At 48.1% G+C, this 26246-nt stretch carries 21 protein-coding genes; 19 read left to right on the top strand and 2 right to left on the bottom strand.

Going from position 1 to position 26246, the window contains the following annotated elements:
• The first annotated feature begins 121 nt into the window (after positions 1-121).
• The gene (gene oxyR / locus A1OO_RS07940; protein ID WP_026023775.1) at positions 122-1030 is read left to right on the top strand and encodes a DNA-binding transcriptional regulator OxyR; all 909 of its coding nucleotides are present in this window, start codon (positions 122-124) and stop codon (positions 1028-1030) included.
• Between the two features lie 81 nt (positions 1031-1111).
• Here oxyR and A1OO_RS07945 read toward each other — a convergent pair whose 3' ends face one another.
• On the bottom strand, positions 1112-3625 hold the full coding sequence (locus A1OO_RS07945; RefSeq protein ID WP_017002693.1) for a penicillin-binding protein 1A: 2514 nt from the start codon (positions 3623-3625) through the stop codon (positions 1112-1114).
• 117 nt (positions 3626-3742) lie between these two features.
• Here A1OO_RS07945 and pilM point away from each other — a divergent pair, with 117 nt between their 5' ends.
• From pilM to A1OO_RS07990, 9 genes are all read left to right on the top strand, one after another.
• On the top strand, positions 3743-4717 hold the full coding sequence (pilM, locus tag A1OO_RS07950; protein WP_017002694.1) for a type IV pilus biogenesis protein PilM: 975 nt from the start codon (positions 3743-3745) through the stop codon (positions 4715-4717).
• Positions 4701-5288 carry a PilN domain-containing protein gene (locus A1OO_RS07955; protein WP_017002695.1) on the top strand — a complete coding sequence of 196 codons (588 nt, stop codon included), beginning with the start codon at positions 4701-4703 and terminating at the stop codon, positions 5286-5288. The genes pilM and A1OO_RS07955 overlap by 17 nt, the downstream gene beginning before the upstream one ends.
• Positions 5278-5871: a type 4a pilus biogenesis protein PilO gene (locus A1OO_RS07960; protein WP_017002696.1), complete on the top strand. Its 594-nt coding sequence runs from the start codon at positions 5278-5280 to the stop codon at positions 5869-5871. Before A1OO_RS07955 ends, A1OO_RS07960 begins: the two co-directional genes overlap by 11 nt.
• On the top strand, positions 5868-6389 hold the full coding sequence (locus tag A1OO_RS07965) for a pilus assembly protein PilP (RefSeq protein ID WP_017002697.1): 522 nt from the start codon (positions 5868-5870) through the stop codon (positions 6387-6389). Before A1OO_RS07960 ends, A1OO_RS07965 begins: the two co-directional genes overlap by 4 nt.
• Positions 6390-6398: 9 nt before the next feature.
• Positions 6399-8135, top strand: a complete 1737-nt coding sequence (locus A1OO_RS07970) for a type IV pilus secretin PilQ (protein ID WP_241819069.1) — start codon at positions 6399-6401, stop codon at positions 8133-8135.
• 284 nt (positions 8136-8419) lie between these two features.
• Positions 8420-8938 carry a shikimate kinase AroK gene (gene aroK, locus A1OO_RS07975; protein WP_026023777.1) on the top strand — a complete coding sequence of 173 codons (519 nt, stop codon included), beginning with the start codon at positions 8420-8422 and terminating at the stop codon, positions 8936-8938.
• 18 nt (positions 8939-8956) lie between these two features.
• Complete coding sequence (aroB, locus tag A1OO_RS07980; protein ID WP_016961967.1) at positions 8957-10033, top strand: 3-dehydroquinate synthase; 1077 nt, start codon at positions 8957-8959, stop codon at positions 10031-10033.
• Positions 10034-10063: 30 nt separating this feature from the next.
• Positions 10064-11572 carry an AAA family ATPase gene (locus A1OO_RS07985; protein WP_017002699.1) on the top strand — a complete coding sequence of 503 codons (1509 nt, stop codon included), beginning with the start codon at positions 10064-10066 and terminating at the stop codon, positions 11570-11572.
• Between the two features lie 104 nt (positions 11573-11676).
• A complete protein-coding gene (locus tag A1OO_RS07990) occupies positions 11677-12510 on the top strand; it encodes a Dam family site-specific DNA-(adenine-N6)-methyltransferase (protein WP_016961969.1) in 834 nt (277 codons plus the stop codon).
• Positions 12511-12534: 24 nt separating this feature from the next.
• On the opposite strand, the gene A1OO_RS07995 is transcribed toward A1OO_RS07990, so the two are convergent.
• The gene (locus A1OO_RS07995) at positions 12535-12750 is read right to left on the bottom strand and encodes a DUF2970 domain-containing protein (protein ID WP_016961970.1); all 216 of its coding nucleotides are present in this window, start codon (positions 12748-12750) and stop codon (positions 12535-12537) included.
• A 174-nt stretch (positions 12751-12924) separates the two neighbouring features.
• On the opposite strand from A1OO_RS07995, the gene rpe reads away from it, so the two are divergent.
• The 9 genes from rpe to astA all read left to right on the top strand — a co-directional run bounded on the left by rpe (position 12925) and on the right by astA (position 26245).
• Positions 12925-13599 carry a ribulose-phosphate 3-epimerase gene (gene rpe / locus A1OO_RS08000; protein ID WP_017002700.1) on the top strand — a complete coding sequence of 225 codons (675 nt, stop codon included), beginning with the start codon at positions 12925-12927 and terminating at the stop codon, positions 13597-13599.
• Between the two features lie 3 nt (positions 13600-13602).
• Positions 13603-14301 (top strand): phosphoglycolate phosphatase, encoded by a 699-nt coding sequence (locus tag A1OO_RS08005; RefSeq protein ID WP_016961972.1) that lies wholly within the window; start codon positions 13603-13605, stop codon positions 14299-14301.
• Positions 14302-14381: 80 nt separating this feature from the next.
• Positions 14382-15398 carry a tryptophan--tRNA ligase gene (gene trpS, locus A1OO_RS08010; protein WP_016961973.1) on the top strand — a complete coding sequence of 339 codons (1017 nt, stop codon included), beginning with the start codon at positions 14382-14384 and terminating at the stop codon, positions 15396-15398.
• Between the two features lie 247 nt (positions 15399-15645).
• On the top strand, positions 15646-18462 hold the full coding sequence (locus A1OO_RS08015) for an ExeM/NucH family extracellular endonuclease (RefSeq protein ID WP_017002701.1): 2817 nt from the start codon (positions 15646-15648) through the stop codon (positions 18460-18462).
• 172 nt (positions 18463-18634) lie between these two features.
• A complete protein-coding gene (locus tag A1OO_RS08020; protein ID WP_017002702.1) occupies positions 18635-21976 on the top strand; it encodes a PAS domain S-box protein in 3342 nt (1113 codons plus the stop codon).
• Positions 21966-22934, top strand: coding sequence for a response regulator (locus A1OO_RS08025; protein ID WP_016961976.1), 969 nt, complete (start codon positions 21966-21968; stop codon positions 22932-22934). The genes A1OO_RS08020 and A1OO_RS08025 overlap by 11 nt, the downstream gene beginning before the upstream one ends.
• A gap of 92 nt (positions 22935-23026) precedes the next feature.
• Positions 23027-23614 carry an aminodeoxychorismate synthase component II gene (locus A1OO_RS08030; RefSeq protein WP_026023778.1) on the top strand — a complete coding sequence of 196 codons (588 nt, stop codon included), beginning with the start codon at positions 23027-23029 and terminating at the stop codon, positions 23612-23614.
• Positions 23615-23966: 352 nt separating this feature from the next.
• Entirely contained in the window at positions 23967-25184 is a 1218-nt protein-coding gene (locus A1OO_RS08035) for an aspartate aminotransferase family protein (RefSeq protein ID WP_016961978.1), read from the top strand.
• Positions 25185-25228: 44 nt separating this feature from the next.
• Positions 25229-26245 carry an arginine N-succinyltransferase gene (gene astA, locus A1OO_RS08040; RefSeq protein WP_017002703.1) on the top strand — a complete coding sequence of 339 codons (1017 nt, stop codon included), beginning with the start codon at positions 25229-25231 and terminating at the stop codon, positions 26243-26245.
• Position 26246: the final 1 nt, after the last annotated feature.

Raw genomic sequence — 26246 nt, forward strand, 5'->3', positions numbered from 1 at the left:
TTTAGTTCTTTAATCCGGTGTTCCCGGTTGATGTGGTTATATTATGCCGAGAGGGGTAGATAGATCTAATTGATTAGGTTTATCATTTTAATAAGTGAAATCTATCAAAGGGGCATTTGGCGTGAATATCCGAGATCTCGAATACTTGGTGGCTTTGTCTGAGCATCAGCATTTTCGCAAGGCTGCAGAGGCATGTTTTGTCAGTCAACCTACTCTGAGTGGACAGATACGCAAGCTTGAAGATGAGCTTGGCGTGATGTTGCTTGAGCGTACTAGCCGAAAAGTGTTGTTTACTGATGCGGGAATGCAGCTTGTTAGGCAAGCGCAAAAGATCCTGATGGAAGTAAAAGTGCTGGAAGAAATGGCGAGTCAACAAGGGGAGGAGATGTCGGGCCCTTTGCATGTTGGGTTTATTCCCACGATTGGTCCGTATCTATTGCCGTATATAGTGGCTGCCATTAAGCAGGCTTTCCCTGAGTTAGAGCTATTTTTGCACGAGGCGCAAACCCATCAATTGGTGCAACAGCTCGATGAAGGCAAGCTTGATTGCATTATCGTCGCGACAGTCAAAGAGACCGAGCACTTTAAAGAAATCCCGCTTTATCTCGAGCCGATGTTGGTGGCTGTGCCAGAAAGCCATCGTTGGGCAAAAGAAAAAGAAATCACTATGCCGTCATTGCATGGAGAAAACTTATTAATGCTTGCGGATGGGCACTGCTTGCGCGATCAGGCGCTGGGCTTTTGTTTTGCGGCAGGTGCAAAAGAAGACACACGATTCCGAGCAACCAGCTTGGAAACGCTGCGTAACATGGTCGCAGCCGAAACGGGGATCACCTTGTTGCCTAAGTTATCCGTCCCGAAAAGTATGCACCGTGATGGCGTGGTTTATATCAAAGCGGTTGATCCGGAGCCAACACGGTTGGTTACCTTGGACTATCGTCCTGGCTCGCCGTTGCGAACACGCTATGAAAAGCTGGCTGTTGTGATTGCGGATTCGATGAAAGAAGTGTGTCATCCGGTAAGCCGCTAGAAAAAACGGGTGGGTTAAATGTAACAAAGGCGCCAATCGGCGCCTTTGTTTATGGTAAGTATTGATGTGAGCGGTTAAGTGTTAGAACAGCTCCTCGCCTTCAGACTCATAAATATTGCCGCCATTTGATGCCGCCGCTGAGACATACTCTGTCGGCTCGGTTCCTTTTTGAAAGTACTCAAACATCGAGCTGGCATCATTCTTACGAGTGAGTAGGCCGGTGTCTCTATCGATACGCACTTTCACGATATCTGATGGTACAACCTTGCGTTGTTCTGGCACATCAACCAGTGCGTCTGACATAAAGTCTATCCACGCAGGCTGTGCTGTTTTAGCGCCCGCTTCGCCACCTGAGACTTGATCATTTGCCAAGTTGGCGTTGCGTGACGTTTTGCCCAATTTACGTGAGTGATCATCAAAACCCACCCAGACGGTTGCCACTAGACCTGGGGAGAAACCCGTGTACCATGCATCTTTTGAGTCGTTAGTCGTCCCTGTTTTACCGCCAATATCACGTCGATTTAGCGGTTTTTGTGCGCGCCAGCCCGTACCGTTCCAGCCCGTACCTTGACGCCAATCACCGCCGCCCCAAATGTTTGCTTCCAGCATTTCTCTGACCAAGAATGCGTTCTGCTCACTCACGACCTTAGGTGCAAACTCGGGTTCATTTTCCATGCCTGCGGTTTGCTCTAGTAAATTTTCCTCTTCCGACAAGTTCGCTGAGTCACGCTTGTTGGTTGGGTTATCACAATTTTCATGGCAGATGGTTTGCGGGGTTGCGCTGTATTCTAATTTGCCAAATGCATCTTCGACTTTTTCAATGTAATACGGCTTGAGGTAATAACCGCCGTTTGCAAATACACCAAATCCTTGCGCCATTTCCATTGGCGTCAAACTACCTGCGCCCAATGCAAGTGCTTCTGCGCGCGGTAAGTCATCTTGCTTAAAGCCAAAACGGGTGAGGAAGTCGATTGTTTCATCCAGCCCAACACGACGAAGGACACGCACAGCCATAACATTCTTTGATTGTGCCAAACCGATGCGAGCACGGGTTGGGCCATCATAAGTCGGTGGCGAATTCTTCGGACGCCATGCGACACCCTGACTCGCGTCCCATCGATTGATAGGGGCATCATTAACCAGTGTTGCCAGTGTCATGCCTTGATCAATGGCTGCTGAGTAGATGAATGGTTTAATGCTTGAACCTACCTGACGGATAGACTGTGTTGCGCGGTTGAACTTGCTGTGGACGAAGTTAAAGCCGCCCACCAATGCCTTGACGGCACCATTGTCAGGAGAGATAGCAACCATGGCCGTGTTGGCATCCGGCACTTGGCTGAGGTGCCAAGTGTCATCGATATTCCGGACCCAAATTTGTTCACCAGCACTCAATATGTCTGCGGCTTGTTTCGGCGCAGAACCTTGACGGGTATCGGTGACGTAGCGACGAGCCCATTTCATGCCATTCCAAGGCAGGGTAGCTATATCGCCATTTTGAAGTTCAACCTCGGCGGTTTTTGCGTCAACGTTGGTCACGACTGCGGGCTTGAGTTCGCCATAAGACGGTTGTTTATTGAGGTGTGCTTTGATTTTATCAGCATCCCAAGGCGTGGTTTTATCCTTCCACAATGTCGCAACAGCGCCGCGGTAACCATGGCGTTGGTCATAAGAGAGCAAGTTGTTAACAGTAGCTTCTTGAGCTGAATTTTGCAGACGAGAATCGACCGTGGTGTAAACCTTCAAGCCTGATTCATAAACGTCTGCACCGTATTTATCTACAGCCCATGCACGTGCCAACTCTGCCACATAGGGTGCGTTTAGCTCGATTTCAGCGCCATGGTAGCGAGCAACCAGCGGCTCATTTCGAGCCTGCTCATATTCAGAGCGCGTAATGTAGCCCTCGTCCAACATACGTTTTAGTACGACGTTACGTCGATGGGTTGCGCGCTCTACCGAATAAATCGGGTTCATTGTTGATGGTGCTTTTGGCATGCCAGCAAGGGTGGCGATTTCACTCAGGGTGAGTTCGTTCAACTCTTTGCCAAAATACACGCGTGCAGCAGCGCCAAATCCGTAGGAGCGATAACCCAAGAAAATCTTGTTGACGTATAGCGTCATGATTTCTTGTTTTGTCAGCAATTGCTCAATGTGGATGGCGATGAAAATCTCTTTGATTTTCCGCATGATTTTCTTCTCATTAGAGAGGAAGAAATTACGTGCCAATTGCTGAGTAATGGTACTCGCACCTTGTTTGGCTGAGCCAGACATCGCGACCACAATTGCCGCGCGAGTAATGCCAATCGGATCAATGCCAGGATGCTCGTAAAAGCGGCTGTCTTCGGTGGCGATCAATGCATTCATTAAATTTTGAGGAATTTGATCGTAAGTGACTGGTATACGACGTTTTTCACCAAATTGAGAGATAAGTTTGCCGTCTGCGCTAAATACCTGCATTGGTGTTTGCAACTCGACATCTTTGAGGGTGGCTACATCTGGTAACTCTGGTTTTACATAAATATAAAACCCAAAGATTGTACCCACTCCAAACAATATGCAAATCAATGCAATGATAAGCAGCCGCTTAATGAACTTCACTTGATATTTCCCGTCACGTTTTTTGTCGAACCGTCAGATCGATTAGTGTCGTTAGTATAAAGACAACTGAACAAAAAATAACGGATCCGCAAAGAGAACTTTCAAAAAAGTTACTTGATGCTGACTTTTAAGAAGGTAGCGCTGCAAATGTTTGGTGTAACAACAACAGTGGGCATCGATATTGGCACAAGTGCTGTGCGAGCGGCCTTACTTCAGCAAGGTAGCAAATCAGTCGCGTTAAAAACGCTCTTGGTTGTGCCTTACGAAGTAGAAACATTGGAAGCGGTACTACGAGGGTTAAAAAAGCAGATTAGTAAAGCTTGCTCAATGCCTTGGCATTGGCCAAAACACCAAATCATGGGCGTACCGCAAAGCAGTGTTGCGGTAAAACGTTTTCCGCCACTCGCTGACGTGCCAGATCATGAGCAATTTGTGCAAGTGGGCTTGCAGCTCTCTGAAAGCCTTGGACTGCCTATTGACGAACTGCTTTATGATTATCACGTGCTTGACGATAAAAGTGCGACCGAGGTGTATGCATGTCGAAAGTCCATGCTTAACGAGACGCTCAATGGGCTTGAAAGTGCGGGTTTTGAGCTTTCTGTGATCGAATTACATACTCAAGCTTTAATGCGTTTATATCGCGAGCAGTCAGGCCATCAGTTGATGCAAGGCATAGGCTTGTTGGTCGATGTGGGTAGTGAGCGGTTACAGATTTGTATGGGAGACGGTCAATCGGGACAGTTTTACCGAGAGTTACCCGCCCCGGTACTGTCTGGAGCCTCTGATGCCAAACTGGCTCGACAGCACTTTACTGAACAGCTTGCTGATGTCATTAAGCGTCATTACCAACTTGCTGCGACACAGCTTTCAGGTGCAGAAGTTTCACATGTTTGGCTATCAGGAGAGAGCGCGAAAAGCGTTGATATTTCATTACTTGAAACGTGTTTGTCTTGGCCTACTCAGGCGCTCAACCCCTTACAGGGGCTGGTCTACTCCCCGAATATCATTGAGCAACTCAACGAGCCAGTCAGTGCTTGGTCTACCGCGATTGGTTTAGCACTTCGAGGAGTCTCGCATGATCGTCAGTATTAATTTACTGCCATGGCGTGATAGTAAACGCTTGGCTATGCGTCGACGATTTTTCCACAAAATAATGATTGCGATTTTAGTCGTGGCTGGATGTGTAGGGATGTCGCGTTGGGTGATTTATCAGCAATTAAACACCCAAGAAACGCGTAACGCACGCTTGCAAACTGAAATCGACAGTTTGAATAGCACCTTGCGCACCTTTGCAAAAAGAGAAATCGAGCGAGATGCGCTTCATCGTCGTTTAACCTTGGTCAACTCGCTGCAAAAACAACGCAATAACGCCACCATGCTGTTCAATCTCCTGCCTCAGATAACGCCTGATGGCGTTGTACTCGATAAAGTATCTATGACTTCAGTCAAGGTAAGCATTGAAGGGCGCAGTCGCTCAAATGCCCAACTGGCTAGCTTGCTGGCATTGCTTGAAGATGATGTTGGCGCAGATAACGTGCAAATTCATTCCATCATTAGTGATTCATCGCGCCCTACGTTGGTGGAAAAGCGATTTAAGGCAACGTTTGAGCTTGTGGGATATGTCATTCCCAATTTGCCGCAGGAGAAAAAAAATGACAGCTGATTGGCGTGATTGGGAACTCGATGAGATCCCTGAATGGTCCCCCGTCGCGCAAAACATCTTGCTTGGCGTTTTGGCTGTAACCCTTTTCGCCGCTTCTATTTTCTTTGTTGTGCTGCCAGCACAGGAAGAAGTAAATGCAGCAAAACAAGAGGAGAGCCTGCTTCGTACGCAGTTTCGTATTAAAGCGGAGCAAGTTGCCGCGTTACCCGACGTTGAAGAGCAAGTGCAGGAGCTGCAGCGTTACTATGCGCGCTTAACTCAGCAGCTTCCTGCACAAGATGAACTCGCCCTTTTACTCGCAGGTATCAATGATACTGGGCTCCAATATAACTTGAATTTTGCCCGTCTCAATTGGCGGAGCGGTAAACGTGTCGGTTGGCTTCACCAAGTCCCCCTTGAGATTGAACTTAATGGTAGCTATCGCGATATTGGTCAGTTTTCTGCTGCATTGGCTCGTTTACCACGTATTGTCGCGCTGCAAGATTTCACTGTCTCACGCGTTGATAAGCGCAGCGATCTGCGTTTTGTGGTGACAGCGCATACCTATCGATATGAAAACAGGGAATTCGGGGGGGAGCAATGAGATACCTTTCTGGGCTGGTAGTGACACTGGCGTTAACGGGTTGCATGCAACATGAGACATCTCAAGATTTGGATCGCTTCATTGTGCAGACTTACGCTTCTGCGAAGGTGACTGCGACGCAATTGCCACCAGAGCCTAGCTATTTGGCAATGTCGTTTGAGCCCACTGTTGATTCTGATCCCTTTGTATTACCCATCGCAGAGCAAGAGGACACCTTGGCAAAAGGCGATTGCTGGCAACCTAATGATTTACCGAATAATAGAGACGCCTTGGAGGGGTATGAGCTGGCGTCGTTAGATTTTAAAGGTGTAATTGGCTTACCTGGCAGTTATTGGGCCTTAGTTGAAGCGCCAGATAACACGCTACATCGTGTAGGGCTGGGACGCATGATTGGAAATCATAGAGGTCGTGTCGACAGTATTAGCCAGCACACATTATCTCTCACAGAACATTTGCCGGATGGCCTAGGTTGCTGGCAAGTACGTAACGTCAGATTGGCACTAAATAACAATAAATAAGGGTAAAGAATGAGAAGCCTGAGGAAAGGATGCCAAGGCAACGTAAGCGGAGGTGTGCATTGGATTATTGCTTTAGCATGTCTGTTGCTGACGCCCGTTGTGTCTGCGGCCAACCAGTTACAAAACTTGGAATTTGCAAAGGGGGATAATGGTCGAACACTGCTGACCCTGACATTTGCGGATAAATCCGTTGTTACAAACTTTGATAAGAAAGACAAGACATTGACGATAAGTGCCAAAGCGACACAAATCGAAGATAACTTGATTGGAGCAAGAAGCCTTGACCAGATCGAAACCATCGCGACCTCGTTGGATGTGCAGACGGTTGACGACGACACGCAATTAACGCTAAAGACCAAGGGCTTTTTTGGTTACGACTATTATCAAACCAATAATGTGCTAACGGTAGAAATTATCCCGTTCTCATCGCTGCCTAGCGGTCAGTCTAAAAAAGATAAAGCAGCGAAGAAAAACGCCAATATATCGATTAACTTTCAAGATATTTCTGTGCGTTCAGTCCTGCAGATGGTGGCAGAGCACAATGGGTTTAACTTGGTGGTGTCTGATACGGTAAATGGCAATTTAACGCTTAGGCTCGATGATGTTCCGTGGCAAAAAGCACTAGACACCATCTTGAATGTAAAAGGCTTAGATAAGCGCCAGATGGGCAATATTTTGCTGGTGGCACCCAAAGCTGAGCTTGATGAGCAAGAGCGCTTGGTGCTTGAAAAACGTCGCACCGAAAGAGAGCTGGCATCACTGCGTTCAGAAGTGCTGCATATTAAGTACGCCAATGCCGTCGATCTTAAAAACATGCTTGATGGCGACGAAGATGAAGGGATCAGTCTACTGACTGAGCGAGGCAGCATCGCTGTCGACTCACGGACGAATGCCCTAGTGATCAGAGACTTGGCCGACAATATTGATGTGGTGAAGTCACTCATCGCATCATTGGATATTCCTGTTCAGCAAGTGGAGATAGAAGCGAGAATCGTGACCGTTGATGAGGGAACGTTGGAAGAGATTGGTGTGCGTTGGGGTGTCGCTAATCAAAACGGTAATTTCAATGTGGGAGGGTCGATTGAAGGAAATTGGCAACATTCAGATCGCATAGATTTCGGTGCAGATAATGAACCTGATGCTATTGAAATCGATGACTTCCTCAATGTAAACCTTGGCGCGGTGAGCCCTAATGCGGCAAGCATTGCTTTTCAGGTGGCTAATCTAGGCAAAGACTTGCTGTTAGATCTTGAGCTGTCAGCGCTTCAGGCTGAGTCTCGCGCTGAGATCATTTCGTCCCCTCGTTTGCTGACAACCAACAAGCGAGCAGCTTACATTGAACAAGGGACAGAATTGCCTTATCTGGAAGCGTCTTCAAGTGGCGCGGCGGCGGTGTCATTTAAAAAGGCGGTATTGAGTTTGTCAGTGACACCTCAAATTACCCCTGACAACAAATTAGTGTTGGATTTGGAGGTCACCCAAGATAAGCCAGCTGGCACAGTAAAAGCGGGTACGGGTGAAGCAATGGCTATCAATACTCAGCGAATTGGTACACAAGTTCTCGTTAATGATGGTGAAACTGTCGTGCTCGGTGGTATTTATCAACACGAAATGATGGAAGGTGTCGATAAAATCCCCCTACTTGGTGACATTCCTGGACTAGGGCAACTCTTTCGCCGTAACTATGAAACCATGGGCAAACGGGAGCTTCTTATCTTTGTTACACCAAGAATCATGACGCAATAAAGTCATTTAAGTCATTGTGTTATAATTGTTTACCGTAACAAATCGCATGAACAGGCAGAAGTGAGCACCAAGTGCACATTTCAGCCTGTTTCCTTCTTAACCACACTGTGCCCGTAAATTTAAACAGCCCTAAAGGCGTATTTTAAGTTGCCAAAGGGCTAGTTGACCTGAGATAATTTTTGGTCTGATCACGAATTATCTGTGAGGAAATTGGCGCCTCGGGCTTTCAAGTAGCGAGCCTGCGGGCGGTGTTGTTTTCATTAACCGCGCGTATATTGCTTAACATGGCTGAAAAACGAAATATCTTTCTTGTAGGTCCAATGGGGGCTGGCAAAAGCACAATTGGTCGACACCTAGCACAACAACTACACATGGAATTTTTTGACTCGGACACCGTGATTGAAGAGCGCACTGGTGCTGATATCGCATGGGTGTTTGATGTTGAAGGTGAAGAAGGATTCCGTGTTCGCGAAGAGAACGTCATCAACGACCTGACTGAAAAGCAAGGTATCGTGTTGGCGACTGGCGGTGGTTCTATCCTTAGTAAGGAGAGCCGTAATCGTCTGTCTGCTCGTGGCATCGTTGTGTATCTAGAGACCACTATCGAAAAGCAATTGGCACGTACTCAACGTGACAAGAAGCGTCCATTGCTGCAAACCGATCAACCTCGTGAAGTGCTGGAAGCATTGGCGGAAGAGCGTAATCCTCTTTATGAAGAAATCGCTGACTACGTAGTTCGTACTGATGATCAAAGCGCCAAGGTTGTGGCAAACCAAATCATCGAACTATTGGAAAATCACTAAGCACGAAAAAGGCATTCCATGGAAAGGATCGACGTTAACCTAGGCGACAGAAGCTACCCCATATCAATTGGTGCTGGATTGCTCTCAGATCCCACCTTCTTTTCTGATGCTAAAGGTCGTCAAGTGGTGGTTGTCACTAATGACACCGTTGCTCCGCTGTATGCGGATCGTCTCCTGGAAACCTTGAGAAAAGCTGGTGGTTTGCCAGCTTTGCTTACCCTTCCCGATGGTGAGCAGTACAAAACACTAGAGACATTCAACACCATCAATACCTTCTTGCTTGAAGGTAATTACGCCCGTGACGTTTTGATTGTCGCGTTAGGTGGTGGTGTGATTGGTGATCTGGTGGGCTTTGCTGCGGCTTGTTATCAGCGTGGTGTGGACTTTATTCAAGTACCTACTACCCTGTTATCGCAAGTGGATTCCTCTGTGGGGGGGAAAACCGCGGTGAACCATCCTCTTGGTAAAAATATGATCGGCGCGTTTTATCAACCTAAAGCGGTCGTGATTGATATTGAAGTGATGAAAACCTTACCTGCACGTGAATTTGCAGCGGGTATGGCTGAAGTTATTAAATACGGCATTATTGTCGACAGTGCCTTTTTTGCATGGCTTGACGAAAACCTCGATGTACTCAACCAGCTTGATTCATCGGCTTTGGTGTATGCCATCAAGCGTTGCTGCCAGATTAAAGCGGATGTTGTTGCTGAAGATGAGAAAGAGTCTGGCGTTCGCGCGTTGCTCAATCTTGGTCATACTTTCGGTCATGCAATCGAAGCTGAAATGGGATACGGCAATTGGTTGCATGGCGAAGCGGTTGCCGCCGGTACCGTGATGGCTGCCAAAACGGCTCAGATTCAACAACTGCTTTCGCAAGAAGATGTTAGCCGTATCACTTCTTTGCTTGAAAAAGCGAATCTCCCCGTGAAAGCACCAGCAAGCATGGACTATGATGCGTTTATTAAGCATATGAAACGCGATAAAAAAGTGCTTTCAGGGCAACTGCGATTCGTGCTGCCAACATCGATTGGTACGTCCGAAGTGGTTGCAAACGTAACATCCGAGACGCTTGCTGAGGTCATTAAGACACACTAAGCGGGTTTGTATATGACAGGCTCCCATGACATGATCGCGCTGGATTTGGACAGTCAGATCCAGCTTTTGTCGAGAATTCAGTTTCTTACTCGATTCAGTTCTAACCTTGTTCAAATCACTGGCGAGCCTGGTGCAGGTAAGACGTGGTTGAGCGAACGCTATCTCGAGAATTGGGCGAACGAGCCCACCCAATCCCTTCTTATCTGCAACCATAGTCAGCAAGATGCGCAACATCGCGCAATTATCTTGCGTCAAATCGTGCGTGATGGCGTGTTCAATGAGCATGATTCCATGCTCCAAAGTCTCGAATATATGCTGGAAGGCAATGGCGTTCATGCCCTTATTGTCATAGATGATGCGCAACGTTTGAGTGCCTCGTTAATCGCTGAGCTATGGGCATTGGTGACGCAAGCTCAACAGAGAAATGATTGGCAAATCAATGTGTTGCTGTTTAGTTTGCGTGGTAAATTGAACAAGTGGTTGCACAAAGTCTCTTACGGTCAAGGTGTTAAACCGTTAGAGTTAGAAATCAGCCCACTGGCTGATAATGAACGCGAGATGTTCATCGAAGTCATGATGGTCAACCGCCAATTGGATGCAGCGCAGCGCAGAGCGCTAAAGCAAAAAGCTGCCTCTTTGCCTTCTTTACCCGGCGCTTTGAGAGGGCTGGAACAGCAGGAGACTTCTCTGATGGAAGAGAAAAAACGTCGCTCACCTTTGCCTTTGATTATTCTATTGTTCCTTCTTTTTGCATTAGGTGGTGGTTTGGTGTGGTGGTCAATGGCACCTCAAACTTCACAAGAAGAAATCGTTGTTGAAACACCGGATGGTGTGAAAGAGTTGGCTGCGATGTTGGCCGAAAAAGAAAAAGAGCTAGCGCAACAAACCGCGGAACAGCAGGGGGAACAGGCGCTATCGGATACCTCCGAGGTTACTGATGACATGATTTTTCTGCCCGTCGCACCCGTTGTAGAAGGCATGACTGTTGGGCGTCGCGACCAAGACCGAAGAATTGTTGTTCCAGACAAAGTGGTTGATGCCATCATGGATGATCAAGAAATTGGTGGAGACGGCACCAATGCAGTGACCGAGCCATTAATCCCTGAATTAGCAACACCACAATCAAGCACCGCCGCCCAAGCCAATACACAAACAAGCGGAGAAGCGCTCGTTGAGCAAGTGGTTGTGGATGAGACGACGGCATTAGTGACTGAATCGGTCAACGTGAGCTCTGACGTGCCGATGGCAAACAATCTACTGCTGACTGTCCCCGTGTCGCGTTATGCGCTGCAGCTTGCCGCGTTACAGTCTACCCAAGCGGTAGACGAGTTCTTATTGCAATATACTTTGCTAGGTCGTGCTTTGGTGTATGAAACGCGCCGAAACGGTGAGGCTTGGTATATGGTATTACTCGGTGACTACCCAAGTGTGGCAGAGGCTCGCCGTGCAGAATTGGCATTGCCTGCCAATATTCGCAACCTGAATCCATGGGCGAAATCCTTCACTCAAATTCATAAAGAGATTGGACTGGTTAATTAAGCGCAACTTGGCTTCACGTCAGGCGCGAAATTACGCTGATTGATGACAAAAAATGAGATACAATCCGCCACCTTTCGAACAGCTGTGGTAGTGGATACACATTAATGAAAAAGCATCGTGCCTTTCTTAAGTGGGCCGGGGGTAAATACTCTCTGGTTGAGGATATCCGCAAACACCTGCCGGAAGGCAAAAAGCTGATCGAACCTTTCGTTGGAGCAGGCTCTGTATTTCTGAATACAGACTTTGAACATTATCGCCTTGCTGACATCAATCCGGATCTGATTAATCTGTATAATTTGGTCAAACAAGAGCCTCAGCGCTATATCGATGACGTGCGAACCTTGTTTACTCAAGAGTACAATCAAAAAGAAGCCTATTTGTCGATCCGCGAAGAATTTAACGCCACCACAGATCCGTACCTGCGTTCATTGTATTTCCTGTATATGAACCGACATGGATTTAATGGCCTTTGCCGCTACAACAAGAAAGGCGGCTTCAATGTGCCGTTTGGTTCTTACAAGAAACCTTATTTCCCGCAAGCGGAGCTTGAGTTCTTTTCAGAGAAATCAAAAAAAGCGATCTTTGTGTGCGAAGGATACGAGCAGAGCTTTAAGAGTGCGCGCCGTGGTAGCGTGATGTACTGCGATCCGCCATACGCACCGCTTTCTTCTACTTCCAATTTCACCACCTATTCCAGTGGTGGGTTCAGTCTTGATGATCAAGCCTTACTGGGTGAGTATGCCCGTAAAGCGGCAATGGATAAGAGTGTGCCTGTGCTGGTTTCAAACCATGATACGCCGCTAACGCGAAGTCTTTATCATGGTGCGCATCTCAATGTAGTGCGAGTGAAACGAACCATTAGTCGAAATGGCAGTGGCAGAAACAAAGTGGATGAGTTGCTGGCATTGTTCGCAAGTGAAAGTCCCGAGTCACCTTAATGCTCGGGCTGCACCAATCAGTGATCACTCATTGGGCATGATCAGTGACACAACCCCAATCAACCCCACGACAAATAAAACCACAAAAACAACACCGACAAGAATATAAGGCAGCATGCTCGATTGCTTGAAGTCCCGCTGCCTATTTTTGTCGGACTGTACGCCAAGCATCGCAGCGAACACACTTTTCACTACCTCCCAAATAGTGACCTTTTCTTCTTTTTGCTCGGTGTCGTGCATACACATTCTCTTTGATATTTGCCTGATCTGACTCCAGCTTAGTCTATTCGTCTGGGTGTCACTTGCGCCATCTGTAAAACTGCCGCGTTATGGTATCAATCAGCGGATCTGATAAGACACACGGTCTTTGATGGGGTAGAATTGCGCCGACTTTTGGGCTAGTGAGGCTATAGGATGAAGGATTTTCTGATTGCACCGTCAATACTCTCGGCGGATTTCGCACGTTTAGGTGAAGATGTCGCAAATGTACTGGCAGCGGGCGCTGACGTGGTGCATTTTGATGTGATGGACAACCATTTTGTACCAAACCTGACGTTTGGTGCGCCTATCTGTCAAGCACTTCGTGACTATGGCATCACCGCGCCAATTGACGTTCACCTGATGGTGAAGCCCGTTGACCGCATCATTCCTGATTTTGCCAAAGCCGGCGCAACGATGATCACCTTCCATGCAGAAGCAAGTGATCACGTAGATCGCAGCCTACAGTTAATCAAAGATCATGGCTGTCAGGCCGGATTGGTTTTCAACCCAGCTACGCCGCTGCACTATCTTGATCATGTGATGGACAAGCTCGACATGATTTTGTTGATGTCGGTTAACCCTGGTTTTGGCGGCCAGTCCTTCATTCCTGAAACATTGAATAAACTGCGCGAAGTGCGTCGTCGTATTGACGAAAGCGGTCGCGATATTCGCCTCGAAATTGATGGCGGCATTAAAGTAGATAATATCCGCGAAGTGGCAGAAGCCGGTGCTGACATGTTTGTCGCAGGCTCAGCTATTTTCAGTCAGCCTGATTACAAAGCAGTGATTGATGAAATGCGCGCGGAACTGAGTAAAGTAGGAAAATAATTCGTGACGGCAACCTTTGAAACCATCAAATACATCGCTTTTGATTTAGACGGTACGTTAGTCGACAGTGCCCCCGATCTTGCCGAAGGCATTCGCATGGCGCTAGCTGACCTTAACCTGCACACGGTGACGGATAACGACGTACGTGGTTGGATTGGCAATGGCGCGGAAATCATGCTCAAGCGTGCTTTAAGCCAAAGCGTTAATATCAATCCAGAATTGGATGAAGCGCTGTACCAAAAAATCCGTGCACGTTTTGATTTTCACTACGCGAACAACGGTCACGACAAAACTGTCGTGTACCCAGGTGTGAAAGACACGCTTTCAGCCTTGAAAGAGGCGGGTTATACGATGGGTATTGTGACCAACAAGCCGTATCAGTTTGTGCCTGAAATTTTGGAAGACCTAGGTTTGGCGCATTACTTTAGTGATGTGATTGGCGGGGATTCTTTGCCAACGAACAAGCCGGATCCAGAAGGGTTGGTTAGCCTACGTGACAAGCATGGTTTGAGTGATGTGCAAATGATGATGGTAGGTGACTCGAAAAACGATATCCTAGCCGCCAAAAATGCTGGCATTATCTCTGTTGGCCTGACATACGGGTATAACTATGGCGAGCCCATTAGCGACAGCGCGCCGGAATTTGTCGCAGACCAATTTAACCAGCTTTTAACGGTTCTCAGCACCGAAAAAACAGCGTAAATTAAAGATTCGAATTTTCTCGAACATACAGCCAGCGTTTAGTCACGCTGGCTGAATTGACTGACAGGAACAGAAAGAACATGAGTAATCCTACGACCAAACCCATTGTACTTAGCGGTGTTCAACCTTCTGGTGAACTCAGTATCGGCAACTACATTGGAGCTTTGCGTCAGTGGGAACAGATGCAAGATGACTACGATTGCCAATACTGCATCGTTGACTTGCATGCCATTACGGTACGTCAAGAAGCGTCAAAGCTTCGTGAAGCCACGCTGGACTCGCTTGCATTGTGCCTTGCTGTGGGTGTTAGCCCAGAAAAGAGCAACCTGTTTATTCAATCTCACGTGCCAGAGCATGCACAATTGGGTTGGGTGCTGAATTGCTACACCCAAATGGGTGAGTTAAATCGCATGACCCAGTTTAAAGATAAATCATCTCGCCACGCTGAAAATATTAATGCGGGTCTGTTTGGTTACCCCGTATTGATGGCTGCTGACATTTTGCTGTATCAAGCGAACCAAGTGCCTGTTGGTCATGACCAAAAGCAGCACCTTGAGCTAGCACGTGATGTCGCACACCGTTTCAACAATGTGTATGGCGAGGTGTTCTCTGTACCAGAGCCTTACATCCCACAAGTGGGTGCACGTGTGATGAGCTTGCAAGATCCGACTAAGAAGATGTCGAAGTCGGATGATAACCGCAACAATGTGATTGGTTTGCTAGAAGATCCAAAAGCCATTGCGAAGAAAATTAAGCGCGCCATGACGGATTCAGAAGAGCCGCCACGTGTGCTGTTCGACATCGAAAACAAGCCGGGTGTCGCGAACTTGATGGGCTTGATGTCTGTTGCGACGGGCAAGACGTTTGCTGAAATTGAAGCAGACTACGCCGACAAAATGTACGGTCACCTAAAAACCGACACGGCAGACGCCGTGGTGGCGATGCTTGAGCCTGTACAGGCGCGTTATAAGCAGTTCCGTGAAGATCGTGACTATCTTGATCAGGTTATGAAAGCGGGTGCTGAAAAAGCCTCCGTACGTGCAGCCGTGACACTGAAGAAAGTGTACGAAGCTGTGGGTTTTGTGACCCGTCCATAGTCTTCGCCAACATCGATAAAAAGCAGCCTAACCGCTGCTTTTTTTGTCTCCAAATCCTCCCAATCTCAATCTGTTTGCGACGCACTTAACGATTTCGGTTTGTGTTGAAGCTTGAATCAGTATCCTATTTCAAAAAGAAACGCCCTCTCTCTATTAGAAGAACTGCGGCTTTCATCACTTAAATGAAATCTCAGGCTGTTAAATCATTTGTTGTGTTTATGACTTCACACGCAAAAAAGGACAGCAAATGAAGACTTCAACATGGAGCTCTCTGGCTCTAGCTTTAAGTGTCGCTCTGCCCGCCAGCGCCGATGTATTGATCACGGAATATGTCGAAGGCTCGTCAAACAACAAGGCGATCGAAATTTCCAACCTCGGTACGTCCAGTGTTGCGCTGGATAATTGGGTGTTGAAATTGGCGTTCAACAGTAACGAGACGTTCTCATCCACCATCGCCCTTTCTGGCTCATTGGCCGCAGGGGAGAGTGTTGTGGTGGGGAACAGCAACGCGTCTGCTGATGTCACCGACGTCAGTCAAATCACTTCTGGTTCGTTAAGCTTTAATGGCAATGACGTGGTGGCATTGGTTGATGATAACGACAATGTAGTCGACAGCTTAGGTGAGCTTGCCTTGGGGTCGACGTATGCCGCCAACACAACGTTGCGTCGCAAAGAAGGCAGTACTGGCCGTACTGATGTCACCGGCGCGTTTGACCCCGCAGTGGAGTGGCAAAGCTTCGCTCAAGATACGTTTGATGGCCTTGGTTGTAGTGGCCTTGAGGCATGTGATGGCGGCGGGGGGGGGGGCAATACCTTTACATGTGTCGATGAAACCTTAACACCAACCTATGCCGTGCAGGGTAGCGGGGCGCGCAGTCCACTTGTCCCAGATGGCAGTTTTGAGAGTACGGACGACTACTTTGTTTCCGGTGTGGTCACAGCAGTGACGACAGGGTTGTACAAAGGCTTTTGGCTGCAAGATGCCAACGGCGACAATGACGCTGCTACCTCTGATGGTCTCTTTGTTTTCACGAGCCAAGCACCGACTGATGTGGAACCCGGCATGCAAGTCTGTGCTGGTGGTAAGGTCAAAGAATTCTTCAGCTTTACCGAGTTGGACGCATCAGGCAACAACTGGGAAGTGATCGATACTGTCGGTGAATTGGCTGCCACGGATCTGGTGGTAGATGAGGGTGAAACTTTAGATGACGCACTGGAACGCCACGAAGGCATGAAAGTCCGTCTGACACAGACCAGCGATATGGTTGTCACGCGTAACTTTGGTTTCGATTTTGACGCGTTCCGTAACAATATGGTGCTGTCACATGATGAGCCACTGTTCAAGCCGACTCAGCTTCACATTGCAGGCTCGCAGGAGGCGGCGGATTTAGTTGCACAAAATGATGCCAACCAACTGTTTATTGAGTCTGATCTGAAAGCGCCAGATGGTGTAGTGCCGTATTTCCCTGACCTGGATGCTGAGCAAGGTTACATCCGTATCGGTGATACCGTGACCAACCTTGAGGGCGTGATTGGTTATAGCTTTAGTGACTATCGTCTCGTGACAACCAACACGATTACTGCGGGTGATTTTGTGCGCGAGCAAGATCGCACCGCCGCGCCGCAATCCTTCGACGACACCAATTTGAAGGTTGCTAGCTTTAACGTGTTGAACTACTTCACCAGTGCCAGCGCTATTGGTGGTGACTTGAATGTCACCTGTGACGATCAGGCGGATGCGGATGCATCTCGCGGCTGTAACCGAGGTACCAAAGACGCGGCAGGGTTTGCGTTGCAACAGGCGAAAATCGTTAATGCATTGCAGGCAATGAATGCAGATATCGTTGGCTTGATGGAAATCGAGAACAATGGCTTTGCTGATTCTGGCGCATTGGCGAACTTGGTGACCGAGCTAAACAGTCGTTTTGCTGATGAAACGGATCATTACACCTATGTGACACCAGCAACCAATGATCTGACCGAAGGGGCGTTCCTAGGTGGTGACGCGATACAAGTGGCGTTGATTTATCGTCCTGAGAAAGTCACACCAGCTTCCGACGCCGTGGTCGTGCGTATGCCTGAGCAGCACATCAGTGGTGCTAACCCTGATGGTGAGGAGCGTCAATTAGATAAGTTCCAACGTGATAGCTTACTGCAAACCTTCAGTGTGGTTGAGGGTGAAAATCTATCCGTTGCCGTGAGCCACTTTAAATCGAAAGGCTCTGGCTGCTATGAAGATTGGGTTGCGGGCGAATTCAATGATGACCCCGCCGATCTGCAAGGGCGCTGTAACGAATTCCGTGTGTCAGCAGCAGAAACACTCGGGAACGCGTTAATCGATGTGCAAGGCGATATCATTGCGCTTGGCGACTTCAATGCCTACGGACAAGAAGATCCCATGCGTGTAATGACCGATTATGACGCTGCCAATGCATCGCGCAAAATTGTCACGGCGGCTGGCACCTCGATTGCGGGTGTGACGCTGGATGAAATGGCGCGGGAAGTGGGTGATGGCTTCGGCTATGTCAATCTGGCGACTTACGCTTTAGGTGATGATGCCTTCTCTTATACCTTTGACGGTGAGCTAGGTAGTTTGGATCACGCTGTCGGTAATACGAGCGTGGTTGAAAAGCTGACTGGCGTGGAAGATTGGCATATCAACTCGGTAGAAAGCACCTTGTTTGAATATTCAGGCCGCTTTACCGGTGATTTGGTTAAATCGGATAACCCGTATTCATCCTCTGATCACGATCCTGTGATTGTCAGTTTGAATTACGTCGAGGCGCCACAGAAATTCACGTTGAGATTCAAAAACAAAAGCTTCTTCTGGGTACAACCCACCATTAACGGTGACGTTAACCCAAATCGTCCTTGGCTGCGTTGGAAGAGCAATCGTAAGTACAATCAAAACAGCGAATTTCTTACCAATGAAGGTATTGGCTATGGAGATTCGGTATCACTCGGCATTCGTCTTTGGGGGTTTATTGATATCCCATGTGGACAGGTCACACTCGATGAGAAAACAACCGCTGTTTTCCGTCGCTTTACCTGCAACATCAAATAATGAGGTTTTAATCTAAAAATAGGCTCCTGCGGGAGCCTATTTTTTACCCTTCTTTTAATGGGTTGCCCGCTGATTCTTTACTACGCTTATAAGTGTCTCACTTGAGCGGCGAACATCTCTTTATTGAGCGTCGCTTAAGTGCGTATCTCCTTGAGCTGAATCGGTAGCGTGCATGTCAATCATTGAATCACTGTCATTATTTTTCCTGCCTTCGGTCACTTATCAGCCATTGCCCCATAGTTTTACTGGCCCATGGGTGTTGCTGCTTGCGTCAGTCGCTACGTTTATCACGGCGACACTCGCCTTTTTGCATCGCCCGTTGCAGACAAAACGTGTGGCGCTTATCCGGTTTTCTCCTATCTTAGTCAATGCTCTGACATTAACGGTCGGTATGGCTTTATTGCCCATCGCCACTGTGTTGTCTGTGTCATCATTTCAAGATCAAGGTTTCCTCCCCCTCTTGTTTGTTTTGCCATTGGCCTTGACGTTTTTTTTGAACGTAACGGCGCTTCGAATGATCGCTTTTACGTTCAATCCGCCGCTCAAAATATTCATCGCAGCAGGATTAATGACACTGTCCTTGATTGTGCAAAACATACTGGTTTATGCCGGTATTAATGGCGTCGCGATCGCACATTTTGACCTGGCGGTGTTCACCATGGCACTAGGAGTAGGGGCACTATTAATCGCATTTGCTCTTTGGTTTCGTTTTTCTAAACAAAAAAATATGCTTTGGGAGCGTGATATTTCCGGAGCCCTAGCGAGTGGGCTTTGCGTCACGATAGCGCTACTCGTGAGTGCGATTTTATCGTGTGAAGCCATTTTGTTATCTGCGCAACCTAACCGTATTGATGCACTTCCTTTTGCGGTGCGCGATGTGCTGATGATTTTGATCTTTAGCTTCACCTTCGTTGTGATGTTCAGCCAACTCGCCAATACGTTGTTTGATGTTAAAGCCAAAGCTAATCGCTTAGGTGAAAGCGAGAAAAAGCTTGATGCGATTTTACATACCGCGACTGAGGCGATTATTTCGCTTGATGGCAAAGGCACCATCACGTTTTTCAACCAGGCTGCAGAAAATGTATTTGGTTGGCATGCCTCTGATGCAACGGGGAAAAACATTCGTATTTTGGTCACTGACGAACATCAGCATCGTCATGATATGTACATTCATAATTTTTTGGAAAATAGAGAGTCAGGCGTAGTAGGCAGTGTTCGCGAAGTGATGGCCAAGCACAAAGACGGTTCCGTATTCCCTGTTAGGTTAGCGATTGGCTATCACCAAGATGCAGCAGGGCATCATGAATTTGTAGGCGTTCTTTCTGATATTTCCGAACAGCGACACCTCGCATGGGCTTTAAGAGAAAACGCGAAACAGTATCGCTCGTTAGTGGCTAATTTACCGTGCATGGCTTTTCGTGAAATGACGGGTGCAACGCGTCATATGGTGTATATCAGTGATGCAGCAAAATCGATTACGGGTTACAGCGCATCTATTCTGACGGGTGAAAACGGGGTCTCTCATTTTATTGATCGTATTCATCAAGAAGACACCGCTAATTATCGCAAAGCACGTGAATTAGCGGCGAGACGAAACGGTAAATATGACTGTGAATATCGCTTTATAAGCCGCGATGAAGAAGAAAAATGGTTCTGGGAGATTGGGCACAGCTATCGTGCCGAAGACGGCAGCACCTGGATTGATGGCGTCATTATCGACATCACCGACAAGCGCGAAGCCGAAGAAGAGTTTGAAGAGAAAATACGCTTAGCTGAAAAAGCGTCACAGTCGAAGGCCTCTTTCTTAGCCAACATGAGTTACGAGTTTCGCTCGCCGATGAATTCCATATTGGGGCTGACAGAAGTCTTGATTGATGAAGAAAACAACCCCGTTCATCGTCATCATTTGGAGGTCATCAGAGAGTCGGGTAACAGCTTGTTAAAACTAATCAATGACATTCTGGACACGTCCAAACTCGAAAGTCAGTCGCTGCCGCTCGATATTGGCGACTTCTCCTTAGTGCAACTTTGCCGCCAAATCGAGTTTATTGCTCGCGAGACCGTGCAGGCACGAGATCTGCACGTTACCTTGGATTACAGCGATCATTTATGGGAGCACTACGTGGGCGATTCACGCCGAATCAAACAACTGCTTCAAAACATGATGCGAAGTGCATTGACGAAAACTGACAAAGGTAATGTTGCCTTGCATGTATTGCCGACGGACAACATGGTTCGTTTTGCGGTGGCAAGTTACTCGTTAGAAAATGCCCATTCACTGTCTAAGAACAACGAAAAGTCCAGTCAAACCTTGTCCGCAACCCTTGTCACTCAGCTTATCGAGCTTATGAATGGCAAGCTTTGGTTTGACGGAGAATCTATTCATGGTTCGGTGATTTATGCTGATTTACCCATTATTCCTACTCAAAGCAATGCGGGGCTCAACAGTGAACCTATCCGCTATGCCTTACCGCCGCTGGAAGTCTTGGTGATAGATGATGTTCAGCGCAACCAGCAGGAGTTGCGCGATATGTTATTGCGCCAAGGGGTGAAAGTGCTGACCTATACGGATATCGATTCCGCTCAAGATGTGATCAAGACTCAGCCAGTGGATGTGGTTTTGTTTGATGCTTATCTTGATGAGCAGCATTACCCAACACCGAAGATCTTGCGGGAGTGGTCAAAACAAAGCGGTATAGAGTCGTTAAACGTGATAGCAATGAAGCTTGTGGTTGATCCAACTACCGACGCTGATTGGGAAGAAAAAGGGTTTGATGCTGTGATTGAAAAGCCCTTTCGTAGCGATGCCATATTTGAGGTATTGAAAAACTGCTGCGGCAGTGATGAAAACGACAACAATGTAGCAATCTTGAATAGGGTTGAGCAGGAAAAAGAGAAAGACTACTTCAATGATTCATGGGCATTCCGTCATTGGCCAACATCGGAAATATTACTCAGTGTAGTGGGCGAATATCGCGCCAATTATGCCAATCTTCCGCAGCGTATAGAGCAACTTCTCCATGAGCAACCTGAGGTGTTAGAGCGATTGCTAGCAGAAGCGATAGACGGCGCTCACCACATAGGCTTCCAGCGTGTTGAGCAAGAGTTGACGCGTTTGCTCGCTTACATTGAAGGCGGAGACATGGGGAAAGCGGAATCAAACGTGCAAGCATTAGAAGCATGCTTCGTGGCGACGTTTGAAAGAGCGTTGGCTTACCTTGGCGTGCGTGCTGAAGAGCTAGATAAAGATCTGGAATTGGTGAAGCTGACGCCTGATGCATTCGCCCGTAAAGCGGAATTGTTCATTAGCCGATTATCAGAAGGTCAGTTTGATGATGGCTTGTACAAAGAATTGGTGCCCGCATTGGCGGCGTTTGTTGCTCCGTCACTGCTCGCGCAGTTTGTTGGGGCGATTGAAAATTTTGAACTGGATGAGGCGTACGATTTGATCTTAACCATGATGAATGAAATGCCGACATCGCAGCACAGTGGAGTACAAAGTTATGGCGTATAAAATCCTGGTTGTTGATGACGAACCCAGCAATCTGCATGTGATGCGTACCATCTTGCAAGAGCAGTACACCTTGATTTTCGCCAAGAGCGGCGAGCGCGCGATTGAACTGACGATGCAGCAACGACCTGATTTGATCTTACTTGATATTATGATGCCGGGAATGAATGGCTACGAGGTGTGTCGGCAGCTAAAAAGTGAACGAGGTGTCAGTCATATTCCTATCGTGATTGTCTCGGCGCTCGACGAATATCAAAGCGAAGTCGAAGGGCTAAAAAGCGGTGCAGCGGATTTTCTCATTAAGCCTGTTTCACCAGAGTTAGTGAAGAGTCGTGTTGCCAACTTGCTGGGGGAATCTCGCGCTAATACCATGCGTGAAAATTACCAACTGGTCATGAATCAAATCGCGGCGGTGGCTGCGCTTCACAACAACGACGTCGAAATTGCAGCGCCTCGTATCGCCGAACTCAGCGAGTGGTTAGCGATGCAATATGGTTTGACCAAATCGAAAGCGGAAGATATTTCTTTGGCCTACCCACTTTGTTCGATTGGCGAGCTTTGGGATGATGGCGGCAATAATACATCGGCAGACAGTCGAAGCATGTTGCTCCTATCTGAAGCAACCAAAGGCTTTGCCTGTGTCTCAGTGACTTTGCTGACGTACAAAAACACCCGTTGGGATGGGTCGGGTTTTCCGGAAATTGAAGGAGAGAAAATTCCAGAGGAGTGTCGTGTTGTGTGTGTGGCAGAGCGGTTAGACAGTGAGGTGGAGCGTCGACAGGGCAGCGTTGAAGATCGGGTCGTTGGCGCGATTCAGGCTATCTCTCAAGAAGCAGGCACTTTGATTGATCCTCGCCTTGTCCATATTCTAGACACCAATAGCGGCGAATTATCAAAGTTATACCAAGGTTGGCTCGCCATGCCTTGGCCAACGCCAATTCTGCCTATCAGTGAGTTCTGATGCAGCCATCTAATGCAGCGCGCAGATTGCTGTGGTAGCATTTGCGCCCAGTCTCGCTGACGTAGTGCGAGAAGGATGTGGCGGAATCGACTGTGCTGTTAATTATTGATAATTACGACTCTTTTACTTACAACCTCTATCAGTACTTTTGCCAGTTAGGTGCAAAGGTTGAAGTGCACCGCAACGATGCCATCACCCTTGCCGATATCGATGCCATGGCGCCGACTCACCTCGTGATTTCCCCAGGACCTTGCACGCCGGATGATGCCGGTATATCCCTTGAAGCCATCGCACACTATGCAGGAAAGCTGCCTATTCTTGGTGTTTGCCTTGGGCATCAAGCCATGGCGCAGGCATTTGGCGCTCAGGTGGTGCGCGCGAGGCAAGTCATGCATGGAAAAACCAGTCCAGTGACACATCGAGGCATCGGAGTGTTTGAAGGGTTGAATCACCCCCTGACCGTCACGCGCTACCATTCATTAGTGGTAGATGCGGATTCTCTGCCCGATTGTTTTGATGTCACGGCATGGACAGAACGCGATGGTGTGTTTGATGAGATTATGGGGATTCGCCATCGCACCCTTGCACTTGAAGGGGTTCAATTTCATCCGGAAAGCATTTTGACCGAGCAAGGTCATCAACTTCTCGCTAACTTCCTTTCTTCTTCTGTCATGTCTTAGCCGTTGCTTCTGAGTTTGGGCGATAACCTTCCCTCTGTGATGCTTTGAGTTCTGACGCTGACGAGCAAAACGATCTGTATCACTAAATTTACATTTAAATCACGCGGTTTTCTCACCGTTCACAGTGAAACCTTATTCATCTTCAATCTTTCATCTTCGCTTTGTTTCCCACTAGGAAAGACACTCTTACCTCTTGCTCTATTAATCATTTTGCCGAAATTGCGCATAACTATGGCACTGTGATGAATTTACCCATCTTTACAGCCTAAGGGTTTGATATTTTCTGCTATTGATGTGGTTAACGAAATGTAAATACTATGCTTAAAGCAGAATCGACAGAAGGATATGAGCGATGACAGCCGGACATAAAGTAGAACGTAAATTGTTCGATGAAGTAATGGTGCCCTGTTATGCACCAATGACAATGATTCCAGATAGAGGCCAAGGCTCGCGCATCTGGGATCAAGACGATCGTGAATATATCGACTTTGCTGGCGGGATTGCGGTGAGCTGTCTTGGTCACTGCCACCCAGTGATGGTGAATGCGCTAAAAGAACAGGCCGACAAGCTGTGGCACCTGAGCAATGTGATGACCAACGCTCCCGCGCTGCGTTTGGCGAAAAAACTGACGGAAGTGAGCTTTGCCGAACGTGTGTTTTTTGCCAATTCCGGCGCAGAAGCCAATGAAGCCGCACTGAAGCTGGCCCGTCGCTGGGCAGTGGAAGAACATGGTCCAGAGAAAAGCGAGATCATCGCGTTTGCTCAAGGTTTCCATGGGCGTACTTTCTTTACGGTGACCGTTGGTGGGCAAGCCGCTTACTCTGATGGCTTTGGCCCGAAACCGGGCAATGTCACCCATCTGCCATATAACGATCTTGAAGCATTGGCTGCGGCCATGTCTGACAAAACGTGCGCCATTATGATGGAGCCTTTGCAAGGTGAGGGCGGTATTGTCACGGCAGATTCAGCCTTCTTGCAAGGTGTACGTGAGCTTTGTGATAAGCACCATGCATTGCTGATTTTCGATGAAGTGCAAACTGGCAATGGCCGTACGGGTACCTTCTATGCCTATGAGCAAACGGGGGTGACACCGGACATCCTCAGCACAGCAAAATCACTGGGCGGTGGCTTCCCTATTGGGGCCATGCTGACCACAAAAGCTCTGGCAGCGCACATGAAAGTCGGTACGCACGGTTCAACGTACGGCGGTAATCCACTGGCGTGTGCAGTAGCAGAAGCGGTCGTGGAAGAAGTGAGTAAGCCTGAAGTACTTGCTGGTGTGAAAGAGCGCGAAGGTTGGTTTCGTGACGGTCTTGAAGCGCTGAATGCCAAATACAATATGTTCAGTGAGATCCGTGGTAAGGGCTTGCTGATTGGCGCAGCTCTTAACGACAAATGGAACGGCCGAGCGCGAGACGTATTGCTGGCTGCAGGTGATGAAGGCTTGCTGCTGCTGGTAGCCGGTGCCAACGTGGTTCGCATGACGCCATCACTGGTTATTACCAAAGAAGAAGTAGAAGAAGGTTTAGCGCGTCTGGATCGTGCGCTGGCGAAACTGGCGGCGGCTTAATTGCCGTCCTGTTTTGACCATCCATTGCAGCAGGAGGAAGTAAGATGTTGGTAATTCGTCCCATAAAGAAAACTGATTTTGATGCGCTGATGCTGTGCGCCGTAGAGTCGGGTCACGGATTCACGTCGCTGCCGGTCAATGATGAATTGATCCAAGGCCGTATCGACCACTCGGTAGACAGTTTTGGCCGCGATGCCCAAGCGCCAGGCACCGAAGGTTACCTCATGGTTGCTGAGGACACTGAAACGGGAGAGATCGCAGGTACGACGGGTATTGAAGCAGCGATTGGGATGGACAATCCGTTTTACAGCTACCACATCAGCAAGGTGGTGCATCACTCACGCCGGTTAAATGTCCACAACGTGGTAGAAGTGCTGACCTTTGGCAATAACTACACGGGCGCGACAGAAATATGCACCCTGTTTTTACGCCCAGAGTTTCGTGGTGGTCTCAATGGTAAGTTGCTGTCGAAATGCCGCTTCTTGATGCTGGCGCAGTTCCCCGAAAAGTTCTCAGACGTGATTTTCGCTGAAATGCGCGGCGTGTCTGATGAAGAAGGTAACTCACCGTTTTGGAAGTGGCTGAAAGAGCATTTCTTTTCGATTGATTTTACGCTGGCGGATTATTTAACTGGCATTGGACAGAAAGGCTTTATCGCGGATTTGATGCCCAAGTTGCCGATTTACGTCAACCTGTTGAGTGATGAAGCCCGTGCAGTGATTGGTGAGGTGCATGAAAAAACCCGTCCAGCGCTGCGTTTGCTTGAAAAGGAAGGCTTCACGCGTCGTGGCTACGTCGATATTTTTGATGCGGGGCCTACAGTGGAGTGTCTACGTCAGAACATTGATTCTATTCGCCGCTCGTTCACTGCAAGGGTGAAGATTGCGGAGCACAGCAGTGCGCAGGATTACCTGATTTGTAACAGTGACTTTCAAAATTTTCGCGCCACGTCCGCCAAGATTGGTGTGGACGAAGAGCGCAATGAAGCGTTGATCAGCCAAGAAGTCGCCGATGCGTTGAGTGTCAAAAATGGTGATAACGTGCGACTCGTGTCGGTGTAGG

Origin of the sequence: Enterovibrio norvegicus FF-33 (assembly GCF_000286835.2) — a bacterium.
Classification (GTDB): domain Bacteria; phylum Pseudomonadota; class Gammaproteobacteria; order Enterobacterales; family Vibrionaceae; genus Enterovibrio; species Enterovibrio norvegicus_A.

Excerpts from the sequence above, each read along its gene's own strand:
- A1OO_RS07995 (WP_016961970.1), bottom strand. The coding sequence starts at position 12,750 with ATGCACGACACCGAGCAAAAAGAAGAAAAGGTCACTATTTGGGAGGTA.
- A1OO_RS07970 (WP_241819069.1), top strand. The coding sequence starts at position 6,399 with ATGAGAAGCCTGAGGAAAGGATGCCAAGGCAACGTAAGCGGAGGTGTG.
- A1OO_RS08035 (WP_016961978.1), top strand. The coding sequence starts at position 23,967 with ATGACAGCCGGACATAAAGTAGAACGTAAATTGTTCGATGAAGTAATG.
- trpS (WP_016961973.1), top strand. The coding sequence starts at position 14,382 with ATGAGTAATCCTACGACCAAACCCATTGTACTTAGCGGTGTTCAACCT.
- A1OO_RS07990 (WP_016961969.1), top strand. The coding sequence starts at position 11,677 with ATGAAAAAGCATCGTGCCTTTCTTAAGTGGGCCGGGGGTAAATACTCT.
- A1OO_RS07965 (WP_017002697.1), top strand. The coding sequence starts at position 5,868 with ATGAGATACCTTTCTGGGCTGGTAGTGACACTGGCGTTAACGGGTTGC.
- astA (WP_017002703.1), top strand. The coding sequence starts at position 25,229 with ATGTTGGTAATTCGTCCCATAAAGAAAACTGATTTTGATGCGCTGATG.
- A1OO_RS07985 (WP_017002699.1), top strand. The coding sequence starts at position 10,064 with ATGATCGCGCTGGATTTGGACAGTCAGATCCAGCTTTTGTCGAGAATT.
- rpe (WP_017002700.1), top strand. The coding sequence starts at position 12,925 with ATGAAGGATTTTCTGATTGCACCGTCAATACTCTCGGCGGATTTCGCA.
- A1OO_RS08025 (WP_016961976.1), top strand. The coding sequence starts at position 21,966 with ATGGCGTATAAAATCCTGGTTGTTGATGACGAACCCAGCAATCTGCAT.
- A1OO_RS07960 (WP_017002696.1), top strand. The coding sequence starts at position 5,278 with ATGACAGCTGATTGGCGTGATTGGGAACTCGATGAGATCCCTGAATGG.
- A1OO_RS07955 (WP_017002695.1), top strand. The coding sequence starts at position 4,701 with ATGATCGTCAGTATTAATTTACTGCCATGGCGTGATAGTAAACGCTTG.
- A1OO_RS08020 (WP_017002702.1), top strand. The coding sequence starts at position 18,635 with ATGTCAATCATTGAATCACTGTCATTATTTTTCCTGCCTTCGGTCACT.
- pilM (WP_017002694.1), top strand. The coding sequence starts at position 3,743 with ATGCTGACTTTTAAGAAGGTAGCGCTGCAAATGTTTGGTGTAACAACA.
- A1OO_RS08015 (WP_017002701.1), top strand. The coding sequence starts at position 15,646 with ATGAAGACTTCAACATGGAGCTCTCTGGCTCTAGCTTTAAGTGTCGCT.
- aroB (WP_016961967.1), top strand. The coding sequence starts at position 8,957 with ATGGAAAGGATCGACGTTAACCTAGGCGACAGAAGCTACCCCATATCA.
- aroK (WP_026023777.1), top strand. The coding sequence starts at position 8,420 with ATGGCTGAAAAACGAAATATCTTTCTTGTAGGTCCAATGGGGGCTGGC.